This is a genomic window from Microvirga sp. BF8 (genome assembly GCF_059888585.1).
On record NZ_CM187619.1, the window covers coordinates 2,317,130 to 2,341,816 of the forward strand.

18 protein-coding genes, 1 tRNA gene and 1 pseudogene are annotated in these 24,687 nt (G+C 63.3%); 5 read left to right on the forward strand and 15 right to left on the reverse strand.

The window, feature by feature from the left end:
- Nucleotides 1-3: 3 nt before the first annotated feature.
- Entirely contained in the window at nucleotides 4-1,740 is a 1,737-nt protein-coding gene (locus AC522E_RS11070; protein ID WP_500750508.1) for a catalase, read from the reverse strand.
- Between the two features lie 411 nt (nucleotides 1,741-2,151).
- On the opposite strand from AC522E_RS11070, the gene AC522E_RS11075 reads away from it, so the two are divergent.
- Nucleotides 2,152-3,708, forward strand: coding sequence for a sensor domain-containing diguanylate cyclase (locus tag AC522E_RS11075; RefSeq protein ID WP_500750509.1), 1,557 nt, complete (start codon nucleotides 2,152-2,154; stop codon nucleotides 3,706-3,708).
- A gap of 67 nt (nucleotides 3,709-3,775) precedes the next feature.
- On the opposite strand, the gene AC522E_RS11080 is transcribed toward AC522E_RS11075, so the two are convergent.
- On the reverse strand, nucleotides 3,776-4,819 hold the full coding sequence (locus tag AC522E_RS11080) for an LLM class flavin-dependent oxidoreductase (protein WP_500750510.1): 1,044 nt from the start codon (nucleotides 4,817-4,819) through the stop codon (nucleotides 3,776-3,778).
- 262 nt (nucleotides 4,820-5,081) lie between these two features.
- Here AC522E_RS11080 and AC522E_RS11085 point away from each other — a divergent pair, with 262 nt between their 5' ends.
- On the forward strand, nucleotides 5,082-5,498 hold the full coding sequence (locus AC522E_RS11085) for an SET domain-containing protein (protein ID WP_500750511.1): 417 nt from the start codon (nucleotides 5,082-5,084) through the stop codon (nucleotides 5,496-5,498).
- 133 nt (nucleotides 5,499-5,631) lie between these two features.
- Here the strand turns inward: AC522E_RS11085 and AC522E_RS11090 are convergent, their stop codons facing one another.
- Together AC522E_RS11090 and AC522E_RS11095 are read right to left on the reverse strand one after the other, a co-directional pair.
- Nucleotides 5,632-6,840 carry a glycoside hydrolase gene (locus AC522E_RS11090; protein ID WP_500750512.1) on the reverse strand — a complete coding sequence of 403 codons (1,209 nt, stop codon included), beginning with the start codon at nucleotides 6,838-6,840 and terminating at the stop codon, nucleotides 5,632-5,634.
- The gene (locus AC522E_RS11095) at nucleotides 6,830-8,173 is read right to left on the reverse strand and encodes a family 1 glycosylhydrolase (RefSeq protein ID WP_500750513.1); all 1,344 of its coding nucleotides are present in this window, start codon (nucleotides 8,171-8,173) and stop codon (nucleotides 6,830-6,832) included. Before AC522E_RS11095 ends, AC522E_RS11090 begins: the two co-directional genes overlap by 11 nt.
- A gap of 267 nt (nucleotides 8,174-8,440) precedes the next feature.
- Here AC522E_RS11095 and AC522E_RS11100 point away from each other — a divergent pair, with 267 nt between their 5' ends.
- Nucleotides 8,441-10,345, forward strand: a complete 1,905-nt coding sequence (locus AC522E_RS11100) for a glycoside hydrolase family 2 protein (RefSeq protein WP_500750515.1) — start codon at nucleotides 8,441-8,443, stop codon at nucleotides 10,343-10,345.
- 17 nt (nucleotides 10,346-10,362) lie between these two features.
- Here the strand turns inward: AC522E_RS11100 and AC522E_RS11105 are convergent, their stop codons facing one another.
- From AC522E_RS11105 to AC522E_RS11125, 5 genes are all read right to left on the reverse strand, one after another.
- Complete coding sequence (locus AC522E_RS11105) at nucleotides 10,363-11,325, reverse strand: ABC transporter permease (protein WP_500750516.1); 963 nt, start codon at nucleotides 11,323-11,325, stop codon at nucleotides 10,363-10,365.
- A 9-nt stretch (nucleotides 11,326-11,334) separates the two neighbouring features.
- On the reverse strand, nucleotides 11,335-12,315 hold the full coding sequence (locus AC522E_RS11110; protein ID WP_500750517.1) for an ABC transporter permease: 981 nt from the start codon (nucleotides 12,313-12,315) through the stop codon (nucleotides 11,335-11,337).
- Nucleotides 12,312-13,856 (reverse strand): sugar ABC transporter ATP-binding protein, encoded by a 1,545-nt coding sequence (locus tag AC522E_RS11115; RefSeq protein WP_500750518.1) that lies wholly within the window; start codon nucleotides 13,854-13,856, stop codon nucleotides 12,312-12,314. Before AC522E_RS11115 ends, AC522E_RS11110 begins: the two co-directional genes overlap by 4 nt.
- Nucleotides 13,857-13,925: 69 nt before the next feature.
- Entirely contained in the window at nucleotides 13,926-15,068 is a 1,143-nt protein-coding gene (locus AC522E_RS11120; protein ID WP_500750519.1) for a sugar ABC transporter substrate-binding protein, read from the reverse strand.
- A gap of 994 nt (nucleotides 15,069-16,062) precedes the next feature.
- The gene (locus AC522E_RS11125) at nucleotides 16,063-17,019 is read right to left on the reverse strand and encodes an ATP-grasp domain-containing protein (RefSeq protein WP_500750520.1); all 957 of its coding nucleotides are present in this window, start codon (nucleotides 17,017-17,019) and stop codon (nucleotides 16,063-16,065) included.
- A 166-nt stretch (nucleotides 17,020-17,185) separates the two neighbouring features.
- On the opposite strand from AC522E_RS11125, the gene selD reads away from it, so the two are divergent.
- Together selD and AC522E_RS11135 are read left to right on the forward strand one after the other, a co-directional pair.
- The gene (gene selD, locus AC522E_RS11130; protein ID WP_500750521.1) at nucleotides 17,186-18,232 is read left to right on the forward strand and encodes a selenide, water dikinase SelD; all 1,047 of its coding nucleotides are present in this window, start codon (nucleotides 17,186-17,188) and stop codon (nucleotides 18,230-18,232) included.
- Between the two features lie 67 nt (nucleotides 18,233-18,299).
- On the forward strand, nucleotides 18,300-18,605 hold the full coding sequence (locus tag AC522E_RS11135) for a hypothetical protein (protein WP_500750522.1): 306 nt from the start codon (nucleotides 18,300-18,302) through the stop codon (nucleotides 18,603-18,605).
- Between the two features lie 32 nt (nucleotides 18,606-18,637).
- On the opposite strand, the gene AC522E_RS11140 is transcribed toward AC522E_RS11135, so the two are convergent.
- From AC522E_RS11140 to fdxH, 6 genes and pseudogenes are all read right to left on the reverse strand, one after another.
- Nucleotides 18,638-18,733: transfer RNA gene (locus AC522E_RS11140), tRNA-Sec, on the reverse strand.
- A gap of 114 nt (nucleotides 18,734-18,847) precedes the next feature.
- Nucleotides 18,848-20,743, reverse strand: a pseudogene (gene selB, locus AC522E_RS11145) (selenocysteine-specific translation elongation factor); the annotation flags it as partial.
- Entirely contained in the window at nucleotides 20,677-22,077 is a 1,401-nt protein-coding gene (selA, locus tag AC522E_RS11150; protein ID WP_500750523.1) for an L-seryl-tRNA(Sec) selenium transferase, read from the reverse strand. The pseudogene selB and the gene selA, both read right to left, overlap by 67 nt.
- A gap of 2 nt (nucleotides 22,078-22,079) precedes the next feature.
- Nucleotides 22,080-22,997 (reverse strand): formate dehydrogenase accessory protein FdhE, encoded by a 918-nt coding sequence (fdhE, locus tag AC522E_RS11155; RefSeq protein ID WP_500750524.1) that lies wholly within the window; start codon nucleotides 22,995-22,997, stop codon nucleotides 22,080-22,082.
- A gap of 41 nt (nucleotides 22,998-23,038) precedes the next feature.
- The gene (locus AC522E_RS11160) at nucleotides 23,039-23,734 is read right to left on the reverse strand and encodes a formate dehydrogenase subunit gamma (protein WP_500750525.1); all 696 of its coding nucleotides are present in this window, start codon (nucleotides 23,732-23,734) and stop codon (nucleotides 23,039-23,041) included.
- Nucleotides 23,734-24,684 carry a formate dehydrogenase subunit beta gene (fdxH, locus tag AC522E_RS11165; protein ID WP_500750526.1) on the reverse strand — a complete coding sequence of 317 codons (951 nt, stop codon included), beginning with the start codon at nucleotides 24,682-24,684 and terminating at the stop codon, nucleotides 23,734-23,736. The genes AC522E_RS11160 and fdxH overlap by 1 nt, the downstream gene beginning before the upstream one ends.
- Between the last annotated feature and the right edge of the window lie 3 nt (nucleotides 24,685-24,687).

A 24,687-nucleotide genomic window follows, 5' to 3' on the forward strand; every position in this document is an offset into this window, starting at 1 on the left:
GCCCTATTCCGCCGCCTGTCCCATCGCCGATTTGGCAGGACTCTGCTTCATGCCGCCGAGAACCTCTTCCGCGGTGGCCTTGTGGTTCTTCACCGAACTCGTCCACTGGCCCCAAACAGACGGGTCGATCTTGTCGCCGTTCTTGCCGAGATTTTGCAAGCGCCGCCGGTCCTCGTCCGTGAGCACCTGTTTCGGCAGCGGCGGGAGGCCACGGACATCGTCTGCCGTCATCCCCAACATCTCGGCCACGCGGCGACCGTAATCGTCATGGACCAGGAACATGTGCCAGACCATGCGCTCCTGCACATCCCGCTCGCACTGGCCCAGAAGCGTGCCCATGTTCAGAACCAGATCATCCCGTTCCCACTCCATCATGGTGCAGTAGCGACCACGTGGCTGCACATAGTCGTTCCGCCGGTCGATGACGCTGCGGGTCAGCCGCCCTCGGATCTCTGGCGGATTGTTGGGCGCTTCATGGGGGGATTCCCGCAATCCGTCATGGACGGACGGTTCATAGTTCACATGAGGGTTCTGTCCCGGAGCCAGGTCCCGCTGAAAGGACATCTGGCCCCCGTTCAGGTTGGTCGCCACATGCGCGTTCTTGGCCTGGTTGACCGGAAGCTGCAGGTAGTTCGTGCCGACACGATGGCGCTGGGTATCGGAATAGGAGAAGGTGCGGCCCACCAGCATCTTGTCGTCCGAGAAGTCGAGCCCGTCCACGAGGACGCCCGTTCCCATGGCAATCTGCTCGTTCTCGTTGAAATGGTCCTCGACATTGCGGTTCAGGGTCATGACGGCGATGTGCCGCAATGGGAAATCCTTCTCCGGCCAGATTTTGGTGTCGTCCAGGGGATCCCAGTCCAGCTCCTGATGGTCGTGGTCCTCCATGATCTGGACGAACATATCCCATTTCGGATGATCGCCACGCTCGATGGCCTCGTAGAGATCCTTGGAGGCGGAGCCGAGATCCTGGCCCTGAACCCTGGCCGCTTCCTCCGCGGTCAGGCTGGCGACGCCGCAGCGCGGATGGAAGTGGTACTTGACCAGGACGGTTTCGCCCTGGGCGTTGACCATCTTGTACGTATTGACGCCGAAACCTTCCATATGCCGGTAGTTGGCGGGAATTCCACGCGGGCTGAACAGGTGCGTCAGCATATGCATGGATTCCGGTGTCTGGCTCATGAAGTCGAAGATCCGGTTCGGCTCCTGGCGAAAAGTGACGGGATCGGGCTTGAGGGCATGGATGACATCCGGGAACTTGATCGCGTCGCGAATGAAGAAGATCGCAAGGTTGTTGCCCACGAGATCCCAGTTGCCGTCTTCCGTATAGAACTTGACCGCAAATCCGCGCGGATCGCGCGCGACCTCGGATGAATCGCGGCCGCCGATGACGGTGGAGAAACGGATGGCGAGAGGAGTCTTCTTTCCTGCCTGCTGAAACAGCTTGGCCCGCGTATATTTGGAAGCGGGCTCATCCCCGATCTTGCCGGTCGCTTCCAGTTCGCCGTAGCAAACGAACCCACGGGCATGGACGACGCGCTCGGGAATGCGCTCGCGGTCGAAATGCGTGATCTTTTCGAGAAACTGGTAATTCTCCAGGGTAGCCGGGCCGCGACTGCCGACGGTGCGCTGCGACTGGTTGTTGGTGATCGGGTGCCCCTGGCGGTTGGTCAGGACCTTATCCGACACGCCCGGCGATGCCGTTTTGCCGGAATGTGTGTCTGTGGGCTTCTTGTCCATGGCTGTCTCCTCTTTCGGCCGTGGCCTTATTCCTGGAGCCCCCCATCCGGCGCAGAATCAGTCGCAAGCCGATCGCGTCGTTGTCGACGACGGGATCGCTGCGGATCATCTTTTTCAGAATCCTAGAGACAAATGCCGATCAGTTCCAATCGATAATTCTAACGGTCGCGATCATATCATCTGATCACGGAATCCGTCGCAGGCGCCTTGAAGCGGCGCCCGCGCGGTCCTGTGATCATGATGAAACTTTGTGCGCGCTCTGAAGCAGCCCCGCGCCCGGACCCGTCACTCCGGCCAACAGAACCGAGAATTGATCTTCAAGTTAATGTGATAACTACAATCTTCATTCTATCATCCCCTTGCCATTCGTTGCTATAAATGTGGTCAGTTGGGGCTGCGTGTTAAGATATAATGAAGCGTCTTCTGTCGGGCGTCTATCTAAACCTAATCGCTGGCGCCATCGCGCTAGGTATTCTTTCAGTTTCGGCAAATGTCTTATGGACTGATCGCATCGACACCTGGCAGGAGGCTCAAAAGTCGACCCGCAACGTCCTGACAGCCCTCGCGCGCGATCTGACGAGCGATCTCGAGTTGCTCGACCTCTCGCTGAAGGGATCGCTGGAAGGATTGCGCACCGTCGGGTTCAGCGAACTTCCTCCGGAGCTCCAGCACCGGGTATTGTTCGACCGTTCCGTCTCCGCTCCCTTCATGGGCTCGCTTCTGATTACCGACGAGAACGGCAGCCTGATCGCCGATGCGGGTCCGATCATCGCACCGCGCACTCTGAACGTATCCAACCGGGACTACTTCACCGCCCATAGGGACAACACGTATATCGGCCTGTATGTCAGCCGACCGTTCGGCAGCAGGCTGAGAGGCGGCGAGTTGAGCATCGCGATGAGCCGCAGACTTCCCGAGCGCGATGGACGCTTTACGGGCATTGTCATGGGTGCCATTCCCCTCGCCAGTCTCAACCAGATGTTCGAAAATCTTCGGCTGGGTCAGAAGGGCACGATCAACCTTTTCCGAAGCGATGGAATCCTGCTGACACGGTATCCCTTCAATGAGACTCAGGTCGGCCTCGATTTCAGCACTTCGCCCGAGGTCCGGCGCCTGCTGCAGACAAAGTCCGACAGTTTCGAATCCATTTCGCCGATCGACGGCGTTCGCCGTTTCATCTCCTATGAACACCTGGACAGGTTCCCTCTCATTCTCACGGTCGCACTTTCCGTCGATGAGGTTTTCGCGGCCTGGAAACGAAGGGCTGTCATCCAGGGCCTTGTCACCGGGGCCCTGTGCCTGGGCGTCGTTGGACTTATGGTGCTGTTTCAGCGGGAGTTGAAGCGACGCAAGCAAGCTGAGATCAAGCTGCGGCGCCTGGCCCGCACCGACGACCTGACAGGGCTGCCGAACCGGCGCGGCTTTCGCGAGACCTTCGAGCGCGAGTGGCGGCAGGCGGCGCGCTCGGGAGCGGCGCTCTCGCTGCTCTATATCGATGTGGATTTCTTCAAGAACTACAACGATCGCTGTGGTCACGGGCGAGGCGATGAAGTGCTCGGCGCCATCGCCCGCACGCTGAACGGAAGCATCCGGCGTCCGCGCGACATCGCCGCGCGCTATGGCGGCGAAGAGTTCGCTGTCCTCCTTCCCGAAACCGACTCGTCCGGAGCCCGGTTGGTTGCCGAGACCATCCGCCAGGCCGTGATCGACCTGCGGATTCTTCATCCTGGCGCCCCCTGCGAGGTGGCAACCGTCAGCATCGGCGTCGCCACGGCGCGACCATCGCGCGATGGCTCGAGCCGGGACCTTTTCGAGGCAGCCGATGCCGCCCTCTATCGCGCCAAGGCGGCGGGGCGGAACTGCACCTTTGTCTCCGAGGATGGGCAGGTGGAACAAGGTCGCGAGCTGTCGCCTCAAGTCAGCATCGGCCAATCATCGCCCATGCCATCCGCCTGCGGTCGTCCATGAGCTCCACACGCGGCATCGTGACCAGAGGTCCCTGACGACCTGGCCCCAGAGCATTGCCGGCGCCGGATTATGTCCCCGATCCAATCGCCTTGCGCACGTCGGGCGCCACCTTCGTGCCCAGGATCTCGATGGCTCGCATCAGCTTGCCGTGCTCCAGGACACCGATCGCCATCTGAATCATGATCCGGTCGAACCGGAAGATCTCATGGGCCGCCAGGATCTTGTCCGTCACCTCAGCGGGACTTCCGACGAAGAGTGCGCCGCGCGGCCCCCGGGCTGCATCGAAGTGCGAACGACTGGTCGGTGGCCAGCCGCGCTCGCGCCCGATCCGGTTCATCACCTCTGCCTGCGGGGCATAGAATGTGTCGGCGGCGTCCTGGGAGGTATCGGCCACGAAGCCATGCACGTTGATGGACGTCATCAGCCTCTCCGGGTCGTGGCCCGCTCGCCGGGCCGCCTGCCGGTAGAGTTCGAACAGGGGCGCAAACCTCGCGGGCTCGCCCCCGATGATGGCGAGCGCCAGAGGCAGATTGAGCATCCCCGCACGGGCGACGGATTGCGGTGTTCCTCCCACCGCGATCCAGATCGGCAACGTCCCTCGGTAGGGCCGCGGATAGAGGCCGCGGTCGACGATCGGACGCGTGTGCTGACCGCCGGGCCAAGTGACGCGCTCGCTTTCATTGAGCCGCATGAGAAGCTGCAGCTTCTCCGTAAAGAGCGTGTCATAATCCTCAAGGTCATAGCCGAAGAGCGGGAACGACTCGATGAAGGAGCCGCGGCCAGCCATGATCTCCGCCCGCCCCTCGCTGAGATTGTCGAGCGTGGCGAACTGCTGGAACACCCGGATTGGATCGTCGGAGCTCAGAACCGTAACGGCACTCGTGAGGCGGATGCGCTTCGTCTGGACCGCCGCCGCGGCCAGGACCACCGCCGGCGCCGAAATCGCATAGTCGGGCCGGTGATGCTCTCCGAGGCCAAACACATCAAGCCCCACCTGATCGGCGAGCGCGATCTCCTCCATGAGGTTTCGGAGACGTTCGGCGGGACCGATCCGCTGTCCCGTTGCCGGGTCGGCGCCGATGTCGCCGAAGGTGTAGAGGCCGATCTCCATGGCTGTCGCTCTCCGGCAGGGCATGCGCCCCGTTGCACTTCATTCGTCCGTTCGGCAGGAACTGTTACGATCCGGCCTCCTGCGGGACAAGTGCTCCATCCGATTATATCGAATGGCGGTCCTGGCTGAGACGCCGTGAAGAGCATGGCGAGGATACTTTTGCCGGCTCGATCGTTTCCTAGCCACGGCGCCTCCTTGACCCGGCGCGGAAGATCATCGAAACCGCACCCTGGCCTGCAACGCATTGAAGTGTTCCGTCGCGATGACAACAACACCCTCGAACAATCCTTTTCGCATCGGCCGGTCCGAGACCGGCCTCGGCCTGTTTGCAACCGAGGTCATCGAGAAGGGAAAGTTCATCATCGACTATATCGGACCGCGGATCTCGGGCGAAGAGGTCAGCCGCCGCCGAAACACGCGCTACCTGTTCGAGCTCAATAGCCGCTGGACCATCGATGGGTCTCCGCGCTGGAACACGGCCCGCTACATCAATCATTCCTGTCGGCCGAATGCCCAGGCAATTGTGTCGCGGGGCAGGATCCGCATCAAGGCGATCAAGCGCATCAGGCCCGGTGACGAAATCACCTACAATTACGGCAAGAACTATTTCGACATGTTCATCAAGCCGGTTGGCTGCAAATGTCGGGCCTGCCAGAAATCGTGGTCGAAGACCCTCTAGGTGCCAGGCCTCCATGAGAAGAGTGCACAACGTGGCGAGGGTCTTGCCGATACGATCCTGAACAACATGCGGTCTCCACTCACGCCTGTCCTCGCGGCCGGCGAGGACATTCGCAGGGAAGGCGGCGCAACGATTACTCGGCCGCGATAGGCCTTGTCGCCCTGCGTCTGTCGTTCGCCTCCCCACGGGCGAGCAATGCGTGGTGAAGTTCATCCACATGTCGTACGGACCGAAGGGCTTCGAGCATGGGCTCGCAGATCAGCCGCTCGCCGTGCGGCTCCCGGTGGCAGACAGGATCCCACAGGCCCATCGGCGTCCATGTTTCCGGGTCATGCCATTCCGGCATGCCGAGGATGGGATAGAGGCACACACCGCGGAGCGGAACGCGGGCATGGAGCAGGGATTCCGCCTCTCGCGCGACCTCGTGCAGCCAGTGGCTCCGGCGATCGCCGACGTGGCTGGTTTCCGTAATCATTACCTCCCCGCCGTAGCGCTCCCATACGGAGCGGACGAGACCGCTCAAGGACCGCCGGCGCGGATCGTCATCGTCGAGCGGCGGGATGACCCCGTCGGCATCCGCCGTGCCGCTCCATTCCCACTGGTTCGTCCAATAGTAATTGATGCCCACGACGTCGAGATGCTCGCGACTGCCCCCGAGCTCGGGCAGAAGCCGCCCGCACAGCATGTCCCAGCTCTGGAACACGAGTCGCTCGTTAAAGTCGCGCACCTCCTCCTGGAGGTCGGGACGACCTGGCGGGCAGGCCACGCGGCACAGCGGATCGGCGTTGATCATGCGCGCCCCCGGGCAGGCTGCCCACAAGGCGTTGATGCCTTCGATGGCGGCGCGCGCGAGGGCGACCTTGAGGTCCCATCCGCGTCCGGTGACATGGGGTGCGAACAGGCCCTTCTCACCTCCCGCATAGGCCATGAAGGAGGGCTCGTTCAAGGGCGTGAAGGCACACACTCCTTCGGTCCGCCGGGCGATGTAGCGGCCAACCGCATAGCAGTAGTCGGCAAAGCGCATCGGAAACTCTTCGCCCCACAGGTCGAGACCCTCCGGATAGCCATAGTGGAAGAGATCCCAGATCACCTCGACGCCATGGCGGCGCGCCGCGTTGACGAACGGATCGACCGTGGAGAAGTCGTAGCGCCCGTTCCCGATATCCACCAGAGGCCAGCGGACGGTCTCGCGGGCTGCGTGAATGCCTAGCTCCGAAAGCTGCCGGTAATCGTCATCGACCGTCTGTTCGTGGCCCGTCGCGACCACCTGGTCAAACCATTGGCCGTGCCGGTTGTAACCCGTGGAGCCCTCGAACCCGGCCAGAAAGAAGCTACGAAACATCAAGTTTCCCCCTGCTTCGATGCGCCGCCGCAGCGGCGAGCGGCGCGGGTTCCGGCCGTCTGCCGACGATCTCTGTCCCGCTTTGCACAAGACGTCGGTACTCATCCACGCCAGGGGTTCTCACCCGGCGCAGCTGGTCCGTCGAATCCGGAACGATGTCCCACAGGCCCATCTGGGCAAGATGCTCCGTTACGGGCCGTCGGCCCTGGCGATAGGCCCAGGTGACGAGGGCGAACATGGGCCACCAGGTATATCCGACCAGAGGAATCCCTTCGCTGCGCAGTTGCCTCGTAGCCGCGACCGATTGGTCGAGCCAGTCGAGTCGGCGGCGCAGGGAGCCGATCGAGGCCGTTTCAGAGATCATGAGCGGAGCGCGATAGCGCTCATGATAGAGGCGCCCAAGCCGCGTGATGAGGTCGCTTCCCGCATAGGGCATCCGAATGCGGAACCGGCCCCCGGCATCGCGCAGCAACTTCTTCTGCGTAAACATCGGATAGAGGTTCATGCCGATGACGGGAAGCGCGACGGCATTGTCGAGGAAATACGTGAGATCGGCCTCCCGTGCGCCGTTCTTCAACAGCCATGTCCACAGCGGATGGCGCTCGTTCACCCGTCCCGAGACGAGATCGAGCGCCAGGAAGACGATCTCCTGCCGGCGCTTCGCCTCGTCCTCGAATTCGGGCTCGTCGGTGTCGAAGAGGTCGGTGGCATCAACGAAATAGGGCACGATCTCGGGATCCACCGATTCCAGCGCCTTGACCGTTTCGACCATGCCCCGCGCGATGGCCAGCATCAGCGCCACGAAGCCGGGCCAGCTGCGTCGGAACGGTGGCCACCAGCCGAGCCGCCCACAGTACCAACCGGTGATACGGGGCTCGTTGAGCGGCGTGTACCACGTGATCCGCCCGCGGAAGCGCTCGGCGAGGCGGCCCGCATAATCGGAGACGAGCTTCGGGTAGTCTGGATGAAGGAACGCGCCTTCGATCCACGCCGGCAACCCGTAATGGACAAGGTCGACCTGGGGCTCCACTCCGAGGTCGAGCAGACGCCCCAACGTTTTGTCCGGGAAGGACCAGTCCCAGCGGTTCGGTTCGGGCTGAATGTGATGCCAGGGCACGCCGTAGCGGGCGCAGGGCACGCCGAGCTCGGCGACAAGGCCAAGATCGCTGTCCCAGCGGTCGTAATGCCCGGTCAGCTCGTACTCATCCAGGGTCCGCCCGGTCACGGGGTGTGGGGCCGTGATGAACGTATCCTCGATTCCGGTGGACCACCAGAATGCATCGGGCGCCATGAGGCGCTGGAGCTGAGACCGTGTCGGAAGACTTTGGGTCATGCCGAGGCCGTCCCTTGAGCGTCAGTGCTTCCACTGCAGCACAGTGGTCGGGCCGTGGGAGAACCTCGGCCGTCACGTGATCCAGGATAGGAAACGACCGACCCTCGAGAAAGTTGCATCGCACCGGACGGTCAGAACCACGCCCCTCCTTGCGCGTTGGTGACGCAGAGGGCCGATCCACACATCGTCCAGGGGGCGTCCACGCCGGATCCTGACGTCCTGCTTCCTTCTGGCGTCGCGGCGACGGATGGGCTCTTGGAGGATTCAATGGGAGAGTCCCGCAAGGGGGGCGAGACAATGACCGAGGCGAAATCCCAAGCAGGCGATCATCCCCGCCCCCAGTTGCGTCGCGCGCGCTGGACCGACCTTTGCGGTCGCTGGGGCTTTGCCTACGACGACGATGACCGGGGCCTGACGGAGCGCTGGTTCGAGCAGGCCGCGCCCTTTGGCCGGGACATCGTCGTGCCCTACCCGCCCGAGAGCAAGCTCTCCGGCGTGCACGAGACCGGGTTTCACCCCATCGTCTGGTACCGCCGCGAGATCCGCATCGACAAGGCGGAGCGGCGGGGTCGCCTTCGCCTCCATTTCGGCGCGGTCGACTACAAGGCGTCCGTCTGGGTCAACGGAAGCCTCGCAGCCGAGCATTCCGGGGGGCAGACGCCATTTTCGGCCGAGATCTCCCACCTGCTTGTTCCCGGTGAGACGCAGGTCATCGCCGTGCGCGCCGAGGATGATCCCCAGGATCTGCAGCAGCCGCGCGGCAAGCAGTACTGGGAGCTGAATCCCGGCTACATCTGGTATCACCGGACCACAGGCATCTGGCAGCCGGTCTGGCTCGAACCCATCCCGCAGGTTGCCATCGCCGAGCTGCGATGGACACCCGATGTCGACCGCTTCGGAGTCGCGCTGACCCTCAGGCTGGACCGCGCCCCTCCGGAAGGCTGGCGCGTGCGCGTGCGGCTCACGGGTGACCGGCCGACCCGGATCCTCGTCGACGACACCTGCCTGCTGGCGGGGCGCGAGCTCCGGCGCGACCTCCTCCTCGACATCAACAACGCGGCGATCCGTCGACGCCGCACGCTCCTGTGGTCACCCGAGCACCCCAACCTCATCGAGGCGGTCATCGAACTTGTCGACGACAGCGATACCGTCATCGACCGCGTCGAGAGCTATTTCGGGTTGCGCCGGATCGAGGCCCGCGACGGGCGCTTCATCATCAACGGGATCCCGATCTTCCTGCGCCTGGTCCTGGCGCAAAACTACTGGCCCGACTCTCTCCTGGCACCGCCCGATGGCCATGCGCTCAGGCGCGAAGTGGAACTGGCCCAGTCTCTAGGCTTCAATGGCATCCGCATCCACCAGAAGATCGAAGACCCACGCTTCCTGTACTGGTGCGACAGGCTTGGCATGCTCGTCTGGAGCGAAGCCGCCAACGCATATGTCTATTCCGATCGTGCGGCCGAGATGCTGACCCGGGAATGGCTCGAGGCCGTTCGCCGCGACTACAATCATCCGTCGATCATCACATGGGTGCCCCTGAACGAGAGCTGGGGCGTGCCCGACCTCGACCGCTCGCCCCAGCAACGCGACTTCGTGCGGGCACTTTATCACCTCACCCGCGCTCTCGACCCCACCCGGCCGGTGATCGCCAATGACGGCTGGCAGCATGCGGTCGGCGACGTTTTCGGGGTCCACGATTACGCGCCGACGGGAGAGATGCTGCGGGAGCGGTATGTGGACCGGCAGACCATCGCACGGACGTTCCGCGAAGTGCGCCCACACCATCATCCCCTCCTGGGGGAAGGCGTCGAGATCGAGGACGAGCCGATCGTGATCAGCGAGTTCGGCGGGCTCGCCTTCGTGCCGCAAGCCAGCGAGGACTGGTTCGGCTACGGCCAGTTCGCCAGCGCCGACGAGCTGCTCGCCCGCTACGAGGAGCTCGTCGACGCGCTGCTGGAATCCACCGCCCTGGCCGGGTTCTGCTATACGCAGCTGACCGACACAGCCCAGGAGACCAACGGCCTCCTCACCGTCGACCGGGCCGCGAAATTCGACCCGGCGCGCCTTCGCGCGATCAACGGCCGGGCCTCCAAGGCGGTGCCCAGCGAGATTCTCGACATGCTGATCAAGCAGGAGGTGGAGCAGCGGCGGCGCAAGCGCGGGCAGGAATAGGCATCCGATCGTCCGTTCTAGCGAACCAGGCGTTCGCGCCCGTAAAGCAGGAGCATGGCGATGATCACGCCCCCGTAGATGATCTGACGTCCGGCCTCCTCGATCTGCATGACCGACAGGATCGATTGGAGCAGCGTAATGAGGATCACGCCGGCAACCGTGCCGAGATAGGTCCCGCGTCCCCCCAGGATGGAGGTCCCGCCGAGGACCACCGCCGCAATCGACGGAAGCAGATACGCATCTCCCATGCCCTGCGCCGCCTTGCTGGCATAGCCCGCAAGCAGCACGCCTCCGAAAGCGGAAAGACCGCCCGACAGGGCGAAGGCCAGCATGACGATCCGCTGCGACCTGACGCCCGAGAGATAGACGGCGCGTTCGGAGTTGCCGATGGCATAGACGGCGCGTCCGAAGGTCGTGCGGGTAAGGAGGAAGACGGCCGCCGCCCCGACGGCGATCCATACCAGGAGGGAATTGGGAACGCCGAACAGAGTGGTCCCCGTGGCGAGCGTCCGCATCGCGGCGGAGGAGGCATCCTGCGGCGAGTATCCGCCGGTATGGACCACCATCAGCCCCTGCGCGACCGCGTTGACCGCGAGCGTGATGATCATGGAAGGAATGCGCAGATAGGCGACTCCGAAACCGTTCACGAGTCCGAGGGCAACGCCGCATAGCACGCCGAACGGGATGGCCATCACGCCGCCGGCTGCCCCCCACGAGGCGATGGCCGTGGACATCATGCCGCCCACGGCGACGACCCAGGGGACGGAAAGGTCGATCTGGCCGAGGAGAATGACGATCATCATGCCCGTGGCGATCACCCCAAGAAAGGACGCCACCTTCAGTTGCTGAAGCAGGAATTCGGGGGAGATGAAGCTCGTCGAGTAGAGACTGCCGAAAAAGAGCAGCGCGAGGATGCATCCGAACGCCATGGCAACCGCCGGTTCGATGCGCCGCATGAGGGTGCCGCCCGATGTCGACATTGAACTTCCTTATCCAAACAGGTCGAGGCGGTTGCGGATCTGGAACAGTCGGACAGACCCCAGACAGACGGCCGCGAGCAGGATGACGCCCTGGAACAGGGGCTGCCACAGGGGATCGAGATCGAAGACGAAGAGAAGATCACCGATGGTACGGAACATCAGTGCCCCGAAAATCGCCCCGATGGCGCTGCCGGACCCGCCGAAGAGCGAGACGCCGCCGAGAACTACCGCGGCGATGGAATAGAGGGTGTAGGTATTGCCGTTGGCTGCGGACGCCTCGCCCGAGTAGGTCAGAAACGTGAGGAAGAGCCCGCCCATGGCCGCCAGAAGCCCCGAGAGACAATAGGCGACGAATTTCGCGCGGCGGACCGGCACGCCCGACATGTAGGCAGCCAGTTCCGACGAGCCGACAGCGTAGACGGCCCGTCCGATCTCCGAGCGCCGGAACGGAACCCAGATGACCAGGACGATGACGAGGAGCGCCACGAGACTCGCCGGTATACCTCCCACGAGCTGTCCGGTCAGGGCATCGGCGAGATCCGAATTGACGTCGCCGCCAGGCACCGGCCTCAGAGCCAGAGCGATCCCGAAATAGATCGCTCCCGTGGCGATGGTCGCGACGATCGGCTGGAGGCGGCCATAGATGACGATGAGGCCGTTCACGATTCCACACAGCAGTCCGGCTATGAGAACGGCGGCGACCCCGGATGCCGTTGCGGCGGGCGAACCCACGACCAGAGTCGATGCCAGGCAATTGGTGAGCACGAACACCATGCCCACGGACAGATCGATCCCGGACGTCAGTACGACGACGGTCTGCGCCATGGCGACGAGAGCGAGGAGGACGCCCTTGTTGGCGGCCGTCGTCACCACGTTCGCCGTAAATCCGGCCGGGTGGTTGCTGGCGTAAATCGCGAACATGAGGACGAAGACCAGGAACGCCAGCAGCGTTCCTCTCTGCTCGCGAATGCGATATCCCCAGTCCCTCACGCGTCGACAGCCGGCATGGCGCCAACCTCCCCGGTTTCCGCCGTGATGTTGAGCGCGCTCCCGACCAGGGCACGCTCCGTGATCTCGGACCCGGCGAGTTCCCTTTTTACGGCACCGTCATAGAGGACCAGAACGCGGTCGCAGCACCCGATCAACTCGGCATAATCCGTCGAATAGAAGATGATGGCGGCGCCCTCGTCAGCGAGCCTGCGCAGGAGATGATAGAATTCCTGCTTGGTGCCGACATCGATGCCCCGCGTCGGATCGTTGAGAAGGATGATCCGTGGCGACACCATCAGCCATTTGGCGATCAGCACCTTCTGCTGGTTGCCTCCCGAAAGGGCGCCGACGGGGACCGCAGTGCCGTCCGTGCGGATCATCAGGAGGCCGATCATGCGGTCGATGGCGGCGCTCTCCGCCGCCTGGTCGATGACGCCGAGGTGGGACAGGCGGTCGAGAGCCGCGAAGGAGAGATTGTCCTTGACGGACATCGGCAGCATCAGCCCTTCCGTCTTGCGATCCTCCGGGATGAGAGCCATTCCCACGGCCGCGCTCTTGGCACGGCTCGGACTCATGGCCGGAGCGGGCCTTCCGTCGATCAGCACCTGACCGGAGACGCCGCGCAGCACTCCGAACAGGGCCAGCAGCAGCTCGCGCTGACCCTGCCCGTCAAGTCCGCCGAGCCCCACGATCTCGCCGGGCCGCACATCGATCGATACGTTCTTGAGCCGGTGCGTCCAGGACAGGTTCCGTGCTTCAAGAAGTGGTGGCCGGCTCTCGCCTGGCCCATTTGGGGGCTTGGGCGGGAACACATGGGTGTATTCGCGCCCGATCATCAGTTCGACGACTTCGCTGTCGGATTTCGTACCGGCCGCATACGTGGCGACGTTCCGCCCGTTGCGGAAGACGGTGCACTCGTCCGCGAGTTCGGCGATCTCCTGCATCCGGTGCGAGATGTAGAGGAGCGCGAGCCCCTCCGAACGCAGGCGCTTCAGGACCCTGTAGATCGTGACGACGTCTGCCGCCGTCAGGGCCGATGTCGCCTCGTCAAGGATGAGGATGCGCGGATTTCGCGACAAGGCCTTCGCGATCTCGACGATCTGGCGTCGCGACAGCGGCAGCTCCTTCACCGGTGTCAGCGGGTGGATATCCTCTCCCCCGGCGCGGGCGAGCGCCTCCTCGGCAAGCCTGCGCTGGGCACGCCGGTCGATCATGCCGAAGCGCTTGGGGGGATGACGGATCGCGATGTTGTCCGCCACCGTCAGGTCCGGCATCAGCGACAATTCCTGGAAGATGCAGACGATGCCGGCGTCGTTGGCGGCGGAGGGCGAGGCAAAGCGCACCTCGCGGCCATCCATCATCATCCGTCCTTCATCGGGCTGGATCACCCCAGCCATAATCTTGATCAGGGTCGACTTGCCGGCGCCGTTCTCGCCGAGGATCGCATGGATTTGGCCGGACTCGACTCGAAGATCAGCGCCTCGGAGCGCGTGAACGCCACCGAAGCGCTTGGAAACACCCTCAATCTGGAAGAAGGCCATCTCAGTCCTGTTTCGTCCCGGGTCATGAGAAGTGCCGCGCCATCCGCGGCACTGGCTCCTTCCGCCAACCTACTGGTTGGCTTCCGACTGCCCCATGATCTCCTGGGCGGTGAAATTGATCCCGCAGGTCGGGAAGGCATTGCCGACGAAGAAATTGTCGGACTGCTCGGGATAGTAATCCTTGCCCTCCTTGAAATTCGGGTCCTCCACCTGCGCCAGCGGAAGCTTGATCGATTGCGGCACGACCTTTCCCTCGAGCGCCGCGAGCGCGGTCTTGATGGCAACGGCCACCTGCGCCGGCCCGGTGCCGCCGGAGGCGCATTTCAATCCTTCGCCCGCATATTTGGCGCAGAACTTGCGAAAGCCGTTTTCAGTCTCGCCGCCGAATGGCACGAAGGGATGCTTGGCATCGATCATCGCCTGGACCACGCCGGTATCACCACCCTGGGCCGTGAAGCCATCGAAGTGCTTGTGCACGGCAATGGCGTCGGCAGCGACCTTCTGAGCCGTCGGATCGTCCCATTTGCCGAACACTTCGACGGTGTCCCACTTCTTGCCGGATGTCTTGAAGGCCTCCTGGATGCCCTCGTGCCGGTCGCGATCCACCGACGTGCCCGAGACGCCGCGCACTTCGAGAATCTTGCCGCCGTTGGGAATGTTCTTGATGAGCCAGTCGGCCCAGTACTTTCCGAGGCCCTTCTGATCGACATTGACGTTGATGGCGTCCTCGGAATCCAGCGTATTGTCGAAGGCAACGAGAACGACGCCGGCATCGTTGGCGCGCTTGATCACAGGCCTGAAGGCGGTCGGGTTCTGCGCGTTCACCACGATGGCGTCATAGCCGGAATCGATGAAGTTGTTGACCGCCGCGATCTGGGCGGCGACGTCTTCGCCAGTCGAGACGACCTTGAACTCTTTGAGCTTGGCCGCGACGTCGGGCTGGGAGGCATAGGCCTTGGCCGTCTTGATCATCTGGATGCGCCATGTATTGGCAACGAATCCATTCGCGAGGGCGATCCGGTACGGTCCCTTCTTCTGCGGGTACTGGAACATCTTCACTTTTTCGGACCACGGAACGAAGCATTCCGGATCCGAACTCGCCGCAGTCACGATCTTGGGCCCGGCGGCCTGAGCATCCAAAGTGAAGCCACTGGAAAGAAGCAAGGCACCGCCGACACCTACGATGCAACGCATATAGGAACGCGATTTCATGTCAGTTCCTCCCTTGGAACTTCTCATTATTTCCGACTTATCGCCACCGAGCCGAGTTGCCGGACGCTTGCTGATGCCTTGATTTATTTGTGCGTTGTTTTGACCTGCAAGAAACCTGCCACCGTCGGCCGAGCTATCGTAAGCTCAGGCAGGATCAGCGTCAATTATTCGGCCTTTCGAAGCTTGGCCTTACTCCAGAATAGTCGCCGAATATTACAAGTACTTGCGAAGCCGCGATGATCGCGAAGGAAAAGGTGGCCGGGCAAGTCGGCTCGGATGCTCGGCGATGTCTGACATGAGCGGTCCACTCCCACTTATGCTCGAACGGGGGCGCTGAGCCCGACATGCGGCGACGCGTTCAGCGACAGTGCATCCGCACCATCGTTTCCGCCCCTCGCTCCATGACAGGCGCGTAATGTTCCCTGTTCGTTCTTGACGCCGCGCTCAAGCTAGGCTATATCATGACCTGTCCCGCCGCAGCGAGGGGCGCGCGCGCGAGGCGTCGCTGGTGTGGCGGTGGGAACGGTCCCGCAGGCAAGGTCACGCCGCCTTTGCCGGGCGGGGGGCCCAGGCTGTGCCCGGGGCTGCCGGTTGGTCCGCCGCCGCCCGCTGTCGCGAACAGCGGTGTCCGCGCCGGGCAGCAGGCCCGCCCTGCGCCGCCTGTCCGCCGCAACAAACCGTGCGCGATGACGCTTCGGCTCTTCGCTTCACTCCCATCCCACCCGAGCCGGAGCCGACACCGCGCCCCCCTCGAGCCTGCCTCCCCTCCGGGCCCACAGCCCGGAGGCGGAAGCGGCGTGCCTGTTCTTTGTCAAGGCGCAGATCAATTCGGGCTTTGGCCATCGACACGGTCTGCCGGTAAGTGCCGTCGCAGAAGAAGTGGTAAGCAATCGTGCTTCTCGGGCCGTGCCCGAAGGTTCGCGGCGCGGCAACGATGGCGCCGCGCCATGCACGTCATCAAACGTGCCGGTTGCCACGAGGCAACCGAGCGGCCTCAGGCCGCGCGGGCCGTCTGCTCCCGTCGCAGCAGGCTGTCGAGATGGCGGGCAATGCTCCGCATGCCGAACAGCCCGGCGCGGGCTTCCGCATCAGGGTTGTAGTTCGTGTTGGTGTTGACATCGTAGGTGAAGCTTCTTCCGTCCTTGTCGACGATCACCTCGATCCCCGCGATGCCGATCCCATTGGCCGCCAGGAACCGCTCGTAAGTCGGGATCAGCGGGTTGCGATAGTCCTCGATGATCCGGAACTTTTCCGATGGCGCCACGGCCGGGCAGGCCGCCGCGCCGATGGCGGCGGCATCGACCTGGCAGACATCCGCCGGGCACAATTCGAATCCCTGGCTGGTATCGACGCGAACTGCGTAGAGAAAACGCCCTCCGACGAACTCAAGCCGCGTCACGAATGGCTCGGGCGCCTGGATGTAGCGCTGCACAAGAGTAACGCCGTCGACCGGATCCTCGAACTCGGGAGAGGCGAGATGCTCCTCCAGTGCGGCACGGCTCAGGAACAGGCGGACACCCAGCCCCTTTCCTCCCCTGTTGTGCTTGAGGATGAGAGGGAAGCCCAGCTTTTCCGCAGCCGAGAGAATATGGTCCCGTCCGACGACGGCCAGGGTCTCCGGCGTCGGAATACCGAAAGCGGCAAGGGCCTCGTACTGGGCCACCTTGCTGATTTCGAGTCGAAGCGCGCGGCTGTCGTTGACCACCATACGCCCGTGCCGTTCCAGCCACGCGAGGACTGCGCCCGTATATTCCGCCGCATAGCGATGGTCGCGGGTGTGCGACGAGGCACTCATGCGGTTGTAGAACACGCCCTCCGGAGGCGGCGAACGCAGGTCGAGGACGCCCTGGTCCAGGAACCACTCCTCGAACGGGGTCCCCAAGTCCCCAAAGGCCGCGCGGAGCGGTTCGACCCAGACGCTGTTTTCATGAATGACGTAGACGCTCGACATGGAGTCGCTCTCCCGATGACAATTTCCGGGAATGTAATGCATTTCAAATAATTTTACATACTGCTCAGAATCTTTATTTAAATCACATTCTATTTTTGTAAATTGATATTGCCTGTTTGCCTTGCGCAGCGTCGTTTGGCACCATCCTGCCATCAGGAGACCGGCCATGGACATGCAGCATTTCCGACTGAGCCATCTGTCCCATGGAGGCGGCTGCGGCTGCAAACTGGCGCCGGGCGTCCTGCAGCAACTCCTCTCCGAACAGCCGGCGGTGGGACCGTTTCGAGAGCTCCTTGTCGGCACCGAGACGGCAGACGATGCCGCCGTCTGGCAACTGAACGATGACACCTGCATCATCGCGACCACGGATTTCTTCATGCCGATGGTCGACGATCCGGTCGATTTCGGCCGCATTGCAGCGACAAATGCGATCTCCGACGTCTATGCCATGGGCGGGCAGCCGATCATGGCGCTGGCCATCCTCGGGATGCCGCTCGGCAAGATCGCGGTAGAGACGGTCCGGGCGATCCTGAAGGGCGGGGCCTCGATCTGTGCAGAGGCAGGAATCCCTGTGGCAGGCGGACATTCCATCGACTGCCCGGAGCCGGTTTATGGGCTTGCCGTCATCGGCACGGCGAAGCCCAGCGACATTCGCCGCAATGGCGGCGCGAAGGCCGGGGACGTACTGCTCCTGACGAAGGCGCTCGGCGTCGGCATCTATTCGGCCGCCTTCAAGAAGGATGCTCTCTCCCCCGAGGCTTACGCGGAAATGATCGCCTCGGTCACACGGCTGAACAAGATCGGAGCCGTGCTCGCGCAGGATCCAGACATCCATGCCATGACGGACGTCACCGGTTTCGGGATTCTCGGCCATGGTCTTGAAATGGCGCGCGGCTCCGACCTTGCGCTGACGATCGACTATGCCCGCCTGCCTCTCTTCGAGGATGCGAAGGTCCTGGCCCAGAAGGGCTACGTCACGGGCGCATCGAACCGGAACTGGGACAGCTATGGAGACCATATCGTTCTGCCCAATGCGCTCGAACTCTGGCAAAGGCAGCTTCTGACCGACCCGCAGACCTCCGGCGGCCTCCTTGTCGCCTGTGCACCGGAGCGGGCCGACGACTTTCTCGGGGTCATTGTCGGGGCAGGCTACGCGTCGGCCCGCATCATCGGTCATGCGGAAGCTGGACCCGCGCAGATCAAGGTCATTTGACGGCGTTCAGGAACCCGCAGAGCCTCACAACGTTGCTCAGGCACCTTTGCCAGAAGGACGAGACACGATGCGCCCATCCCTGATCCTCGCCGTCGCCTTCGGGCTCTCGACGCCCTGCTGGGCGCAGCCGGCGACGCAGGGCTGCGACAACGAGCCCTCGACCACGGCGGCAACACCTCCGGATCCTGGCCACCAGGCCTCCGGAACCTCGCCGGGAACGGCGGGATCCACGGGCTGGACGGGCGGAACGGGCGGCTCCTACATCGGCACGGCCCCCAAGGGTCCGACGCCGAACTCGCAATCGGACCATCCGGCCACGGCGAGCGGGCTCGATCCCATGCAATCCGGCCATGCCGGGAAGAAATGCGACTAGAATTCGCGCCGTCCCGCGCCCGGCGTGGGACGTGGCGGAAGAGAGTGGGAGTCGAACCCACCTAGGACCGGCTCGCAGCCCCACCCGGATTTGAAGTCCGGACGCTCCACCGGGAGCGCTTCTCCTCCTTGACCCTCTCCCAGCGTCTCCATCCTCTGAAAAAGGTCGAGACGGTGGGGATTGATGCGACGAAGATCGCCGCGCCGCAAGGTGACGCCATGGTGATCGAAGAACTCAAGAATTTGAATCGCCACCTTGCGTCCGTTCAACACGCAATCCCGGAATTGCGCAGCCGTGAATCGCCCCTCGGGCGAAACCGTTGCCAGGCCTCGGACAATGTCCACCATCTCGGCGACCGTATTGCGCAGAAAGAAATGATCATGCGCAATCTCGTCGAGTTGACCAAGCCGGGACAGAAGCTTGCAGAGGTCACGAATGGTCTCCTCCGGCGCGCCGAGCATGTCTGCCACGTCGCGAACGCGTGGCGGACGAAAGCGCTCCTCGCCGGAAAGGAGCGGCCCGATGGCGTGCCACAGACGCTCTTCCTCGGCGTCGAGATGGACCTCATGGTCGGGCAGGCGGATCCATGAGCCCTCGACCCTGATCCGTCCTGCTGAGACAAGGGCCTGAAGCGCAGCCCGGAATCCTGCTGCAGGGAGGCGTGGCTCGCTCTGGAGGCGCAGCCTCTCGAAACCCATTCCTTGCAGATCCGGATGTTCGCAGTGGAACTTGCCGAGGGTGTCGACGATCCCATCCTCGAATTTCCTCCAGGCATCGCCATCGAGGGCAAGAATGGCCGGACCGGCGACCAGACGGATCAGGCCTAGCCTCTCGGCGATATCCGCTGCTGCAACGGAGGATAGCGCCCGATCCCGGGCGAAAGCGGAGAGATCGAAGAAGAAAGGACGTGTGGAGGTCAAGGCCATCATCGCGGCCGCCGGATCGGCGTGTTCCAAGGCATGGAGTTGCGCAAGACGTTCGCGCCCCCGCCGATGGCGGGCGGGCGCACGCAGATCGAGGAAAACCCCGCCTCCGATCGTCCGCTGCGCGGACGTATCGCGCAGAATGAACGCGTCGTGAGCGGCGGCGGCAATGGGCCGGTCGAGGACGAGCTGGACGACGGACTCGGCACCTGGCGGGAGTTGCTCATCGCTCAGAAGAACCACCCGGGCGCCCACGTCCGCAGCCGCATGATGGAGCCTGACGGGATGCCATTGTCCGATAGACCTTTTCTCGTTCGGAAGAAGACGGAGCCGGGCATCGATCCGGTCGGTCGGCGCATGAAGTGCAGGCGCGACGACGACATCGCCGCGGGTGATCGCATCCTTTGCGACGCCTTCTCCCGCGAGGTTCAGCGCGCAACGCTGGCCCGCCCTGCCCTGCTCGGACGGACGGTTCTGCGCGTGAATCGAGCGCACCCGCGCAAGTCGCCCTGATGGACTGATGGCGACCTGGTCACCAACCGACACCGCGCCGGACAGGACGGTCCCGGTGACGATGGTGCCCGCTCCAGAAAGGCTGAAACTGCGATCCACGGACAGCCGAAAAAGGCCATCCGACCGCCGCTGTGCCAGGAGCCGTGCAGCCTCCTGCAAATGCTCTTTCAGAGCCTCGATCCCCTCCCCGGTCACCGCAGACACGGGGACGATCGGGCAATCCGCAAGAGACGTTCCCGCCAGGATCGAACGAATCTGCGCCGATGCCACAGTGCGGCGCTCATGGTCCGCCAGATCGGCCTTGCTGAGGGCAACGATGCCCCGGTCGATGCCAAGAAGGTCGATGATGGCCAGATGTTCGGCAGTCTGCGGCATGACGGCATCGTCCGCGGCCACGACGAGCAGAACGAAGTCGATGCCGCCCGCGCCGGCGATCATCGTATGCACGAAACGCTCGTGACCCGGCACATCGACGAAGCCGATCACATCGCCATTGGCCTGAGGCCAATAGGCAAAGCCGAGATCGATGGTGATACCCCGCGCCTTTTCCTCCTTGAGACGATCCGCATCGGTGCCCGTCAGGGCTTTGACGAGCGCGGTTTTGCCGTGGTCGATATGCCCGGCCGTCCCGACGATCATGGCAATGCACCGCTCCTCAGTGATGAGAGGTTTTCGCGAAACAGGGGCTCGTCCTCGAGACATCTGAGGTCGAAGACGAGGGCACCTTCCGTCACCCGGCCTATGACGGGCCGGGGTAGATGCCTGAATGCGGCTGCCAGATGCTCCAGCGCCTTTCCCCCACCCTTCGGCTTCAAGGCGAGCCCTGCGCTCGGAAGGGTCTCCAGGGGCAAGGCTCCGGACCCGATCTGGCTGCGGCACGGTATGGGATCGACCGTGACCTCATCCAGCATATCGGCGAGACAAGGCGCAAGTCGGGTTGCCTGCTGGACGATGTCCTCCACTGGGCGCGCCAGGAGGCGGAACGTGGGCAGACGGTCGGCAAGTCGCTCCGGGTTGCGATAGAGCCTCAGGGTCGCCTCGCACGCCGCAAGCCTGACCTTGTCGACCCGCAAGGCACGTTTCATCGGGTTGCGGTTGATCGCGGCGATGAGGTCCTTTCGTCCGACGATGAAACCCGCTTGCGGACCGCCCAGGAGCTTGTCGCCAGAAAAAGTGACGACATCCGCCCCCTCCAGCACAGCCTCGCGGACGGTCGGTTCTTTTGAAAGGCCGTACCGGGAGAGATCGATCAGGGTGCCCGAACCGAGATCGTTCACGAGGGGCACGTTATGTTCCCGTGCGATCCTGGCAAGGACAGGCGCCGCGACCTCGGCGGTGAAGCCCTCGATCCGGTAATTCGAGGTGTGGACCTTCAGGACGAGCCCCGTTTCCGACCCCATCGCATCGATATAATCGCGCGCATAAGTCCGGTTCGTCGTCCCGACCTCATGGAGCTGGGCGCCGGCGCGCGCCATGATCTCGGGCATGCGGAATGCACCCCCGATTTCGATGAGCTCGCCGCGGGACACGATCGCCTCCCTCCCCTGCGCAAACGTGTTGAGCACCAGAAGGACAGCCGCCGCGTTGTTGTTGACGAGTGTCGCATCCTCCGCCCCCGTGAGCTCGCAGATGAGAGCACGCACGTGATCATCGCGCTCGCCGCGCTTGCCGGTATCGAGGTCGAATTCAAGGGATACGGCGTGTCGCATCGCGGCTGTCGCCGCATCAATGGCCTCATCCGCGATGATCGCGCGACCCAAATTGGTATGAAGCACTGTTCCGGTGAGATTGAAGAGAGGCTTCAGCCGCGTCCGTGCCCTGATGCCGAGACGGGACAGGATGGACGCGACGACGGCGGCTTCCTCGATGTCTTGGCCAAGCTGCAGCTCGGTACGCAAATCCGCCAGCGTGTCCCGGATCGCCTTCGTGGTTTCCGGACGACCGTAATGCTCGGCCGCGGCGGCCAGGTCGGCATGGCGCAGCAATCGATCCACCGAGGGGAGGACACGATGAGGAGAAAGCGCCGCTTCGGCCATGCCTAGATTCCCAGCAGAAATGGATTGAAGCCGCCGCGACGGTACTTCCCTTCCCGGAGAAGCAGATCGAGCCCGAGGCTTGCGATGTCATCCGCTACCGGATCGAGATCGACCTCCTTCTGCTGATAGAGGATCTTCACATAGCCGCGACAATTGTCGCAGCACTCCGCCTTGACGGTTCCGGACCCGCCCTCGATTTCCTGGTAGCCGATGCCGCCTGTGGAACTGCACAGCACGCATTTGATCCGCACGACGTTCCACAAGGTCCCGCAAAGGGAACAACAGCAGTAGCGGGCGCCCTCGGCGCCCATCCATCCAACCACAAGGGAGGCTACGGGAGGCCCGCCGCAGCAGGGACATGCGCCATCGCCGATCCGCCCAAGCCTGCCGGCCTCGAGCTTGGTCGCGAGGCGTGCGAAATGGACCTGCAACCCCGCCGCCACATAGGCATGCTCGGCGATGGCATCCGCCGGAATCGCATCCTCGAGGACGCCTCGCACGAGTCCGCAGAGGTGCTCCGGCGAGGCGGTCCTGATCCGATCGAGCGCCACCTGCGCTTCGGCTGGTTTGGCAAGAGGCATGATCGCGTCGAAAAGACGGTCGAGGGTTTCGCCCAACACGCCGTCCAGGGTTTCCCGATCGCGATCGACCGGCGGCATGCTGAACTCGTAAGCGCGTTCAAGGACATCCGAGGGCGGAAGATCGGCCTCCGGCAACTCTGCCTGGATGGCAGTTTGCGCCGCAGCGAGACCAGCCACGAACCGGAGGTAGGGGGCAAGGTCGCTCACCTGCGCCAGGACCTCAAGGCGGTGCCGGCGGGCCTCGAACAATCGCCGCGGGTCGGGCAGGCGAACAAACGGCGGCGCCGGAACACGGCCGATGGCAGCAGGATTGGGTCCGACGGAACCTGGATTTGTCATGCCACCTCACGAACCACACGGGCCACGTGCCATGGGACGCCCTACTCGGCGGGCGCTGCCGGCTTCTTGATTCTATGTCGCTCCGCCAGTTCCTTCAACCAGCGCCGATGATGCCGCCAGGCCCAGCCTCCCGTCACCGATCCCCGCGTCATGGCACGGATCGTGCCCCTGACCCAGATTGCCGCGTAGACGTGGACGAACCAGATGCAGATCATCGCCACTGCGGCAAGGGAATGGATCAGAACGGCGATGCGCTTCTGCGGAATGGTGGTCCATTGAGCGAAATACTGATCCCAGATCACGAGTCCCGTCAGGATCAGGATGACGATCAATGTCGTCATGCTCCAGAAATTGAACTTCTGGGCCGCGTTGTATTTTCCGACCTCCGGCATCTTCTCTTCATGTCCGGCTAGCAGGTCGTTGGCATGGGCAATCCACTCCGCATCGGTCCGGTTAGGCAGATTGGCGCGGCAGAGGCGCACGAACAGGCCCGCGAAGCTGAAGAACAGAAGAACGCCGATCCAGGGATGAATGGCGCGGGTGTTCTGCCCTCCCCCGAAGAGCCCCGTGAGGAAGAACAGGGAAGGATGGAAGAGAGCAAGTCCCGACAGGGCGAGCAGAACGAGGCAGGTGGCAGTGATCCAATGATTGATCCGCGTCGGCACATTGTACCGATCGACGACGACCGGCTTGCCGGGATGGATCGCATCGCCCTTCTCGATGTCATCCTGCGCCATCAGAGCGTCTCCTTGACGAGATCCTCGGCCTTCTCCTCATCATCACGCGTGACGCGGTTGGGGCCGACGAGGCTGGAATGGAGAATGCCGGCGGCGGCTGCAATTCCCATGACCGCGAAGCCGACATACTTCGCCAGGCCCTTCCAGGCAGTGACCACGGGACTGATCCTCGGATCTCTCGGCAGATTGGAATAGATCTCCGGCTGATCGTTGTGGTGGAGGACGTACATGACATGGGTGCCGCCGACTCCGGGCGGATCGTAGAGGCCGGCGTTCTTGTAGCCACGGGACTTGAGATCCTCGATTCTGCTGTCCGCCAGCTTCTTCATGTCCTCCTTGGTACCGAACGAAATGGAATGGGTTGGACAGGCCTTTGCACAGGCGGGCCCCTGTCCCACGGCGACACGGTCGGAGCAGAGCGTGCATTTATAGGCCGTGTGATCGACCTTCGAGATGCGCGGGATATTGAAAGGGCAGCCTTTGATGCAATAACCGCAGCCGATACAGTTCTCGTGGACGAAGTCGACGATGCCGTTGGAATATTGGACGATGGCGCCCGGGGCAGGACAAGCCTTCAGGCATCCGGGATCAGCGCAATGCATGCAGCCGTCCTTGCGGATCAGCCATTCGAGATTGCCGGTCTGAGGATTGTCCCACTCCGTGAACCGCATCAGGGTGAACATGTCAGGCGTCAGGTCATGCGGATTTTCATAGACGCCGACGTTGGTTTCGACAGCCGGGTGCGTATCATTCCATTCGATGCAGGCTGACTGGCAGGCCTTGCAGCCGATGCATTTCGACACGTCGATCAGTTTCGCCACCGGCTCCAGCTGTCTGGCCGGTGGCGGAATGGTGGAGGCCGAGCGGCGAACGAGATCCCGCTCGGTCAGGTTCGAGGGTGTGGCAGTGACCGGAGGATTGCTCTGGGCGGTATGGGGACTCGGTTCCATTTC

What these genes read in the sequence shown, in the direction of transcription:
- selA (WP_500750523.1), bottom strand. Translation starts at nt 22,077, where the DNA reads ATGGCCGAAGCGGCGCTTTCTCCTCATCGTGTCCTCCCCTCGGTGGAT.
- AC522E_RS11120 (WP_500750519.1), bottom strand. Translation starts at nt 15,068, where the DNA reads ATGAAATCGCGTTCCTATATGCGTTGCATCGTAGGTGTCGGCGGTGCC.
- fdhE (WP_500750524.1), bottom strand. Translation starts at nt 22,997, where the DNA reads ATGACAAATCCAGGTTCCGTCGGACCCAATCCTGCTGCCATCGGCCGT.
- AC522E_RS11105 (WP_500750516.1), bottom strand. Translation starts at nt 11,325, where the DNA reads ATGTCGACATCGGGCGGCACCCTCATGCGGCGCATCGAACCGGCGGTT.
- AC522E_RS11075 (WP_500750509.1), top strand. Translation starts at nt 2,152, where the DNA reads ATGAAGCGTCTTCTGTCGGGCGTCTATCTAAACCTAATCGCTGGCGCC.
- fdxH (WP_500750526.1), bottom strand. Translation starts at nt 24,684, where the DNA reads ATGGAACCGAGTCCCCATACCGCCCAGAGCAATCCTCCGGTCACTGCC.
- AC522E_RS11095 (WP_500750513.1), bottom strand. Translation starts at nt 8,173, where the DNA reads ATGACCCAAAGTCTTCCGACACGGTCTCAGCTCCAGCGCCTCATGGCG.
- AC522E_RS11115 (WP_500750518.1), bottom strand. Translation starts at nt 13,856, where the DNA reads ATGGCCTTCTTCCAGATTGAGGGTGTTTCCAAGCGCTTCGGTGGCGTT.
- AC522E_RS11100 (WP_500750515.1), top strand. Translation starts at nt 8,441, where the DNA reads ATGGGAGAGTCCCGCAAGGGGGGCGAGACAATGACCGAGGCGAAATCC.
- AC522E_RS11085 (WP_500750511.1), top strand. Translation starts at nt 5,082, where the DNA reads ATGACAACAACACCCTCGAACAATCCTTTTCGCATCGGCCGGTCCGAG.
- selD (WP_500750521.1), top strand. Translation starts at nt 17,186, where the DNA reads ATGGACATGCAGCATTTCCGACTGAGCCATCTGTCCCATGGAGGCGGC.
- AC522E_RS11090 (WP_500750512.1), bottom strand. Translation starts at nt 6,840, where the DNA reads ATGTTTCGTAGCTTCTTTCTGGCCGGGTTCGAGGGCTCCACGGGTTAC.
- AC522E_RS11135 (WP_500750522.1), top strand. Translation starts at nt 18,300, where the DNA reads ATGCGCCCATCCCTGATCCTCGCCGTCGCCTTCGGGCTCTCGACGCCC.
- AC522E_RS11070 (WP_500750508.1), bottom strand. Translation starts at nt 1,740, where the DNA reads ATGGACAAGAAGCCCACAGACACACATTCCGGCAAAACGGCATCGCCG.
- AC522E_RS11080 (WP_500750510.1), bottom strand. Translation starts at nt 4,819, where the DNA reads ATGGAGATCGGCCTCTACACCTTCGGCGACATCGGCGCCGACCCGGCA.
- AC522E_RS11160 (WP_500750525.1), bottom strand. Translation starts at nt 23,734, where the DNA reads ATGGCGCAGGATGACATCGAGAAGGGCGATGCGATCCATCCCGGCAAG.
- AC522E_RS11125 (WP_500750520.1), bottom strand. Translation starts at nt 17,019, where the DNA reads ATGTCGAGCGTCTACGTCATTCATGAAAACAGCGTCTGGGTCGAACCG.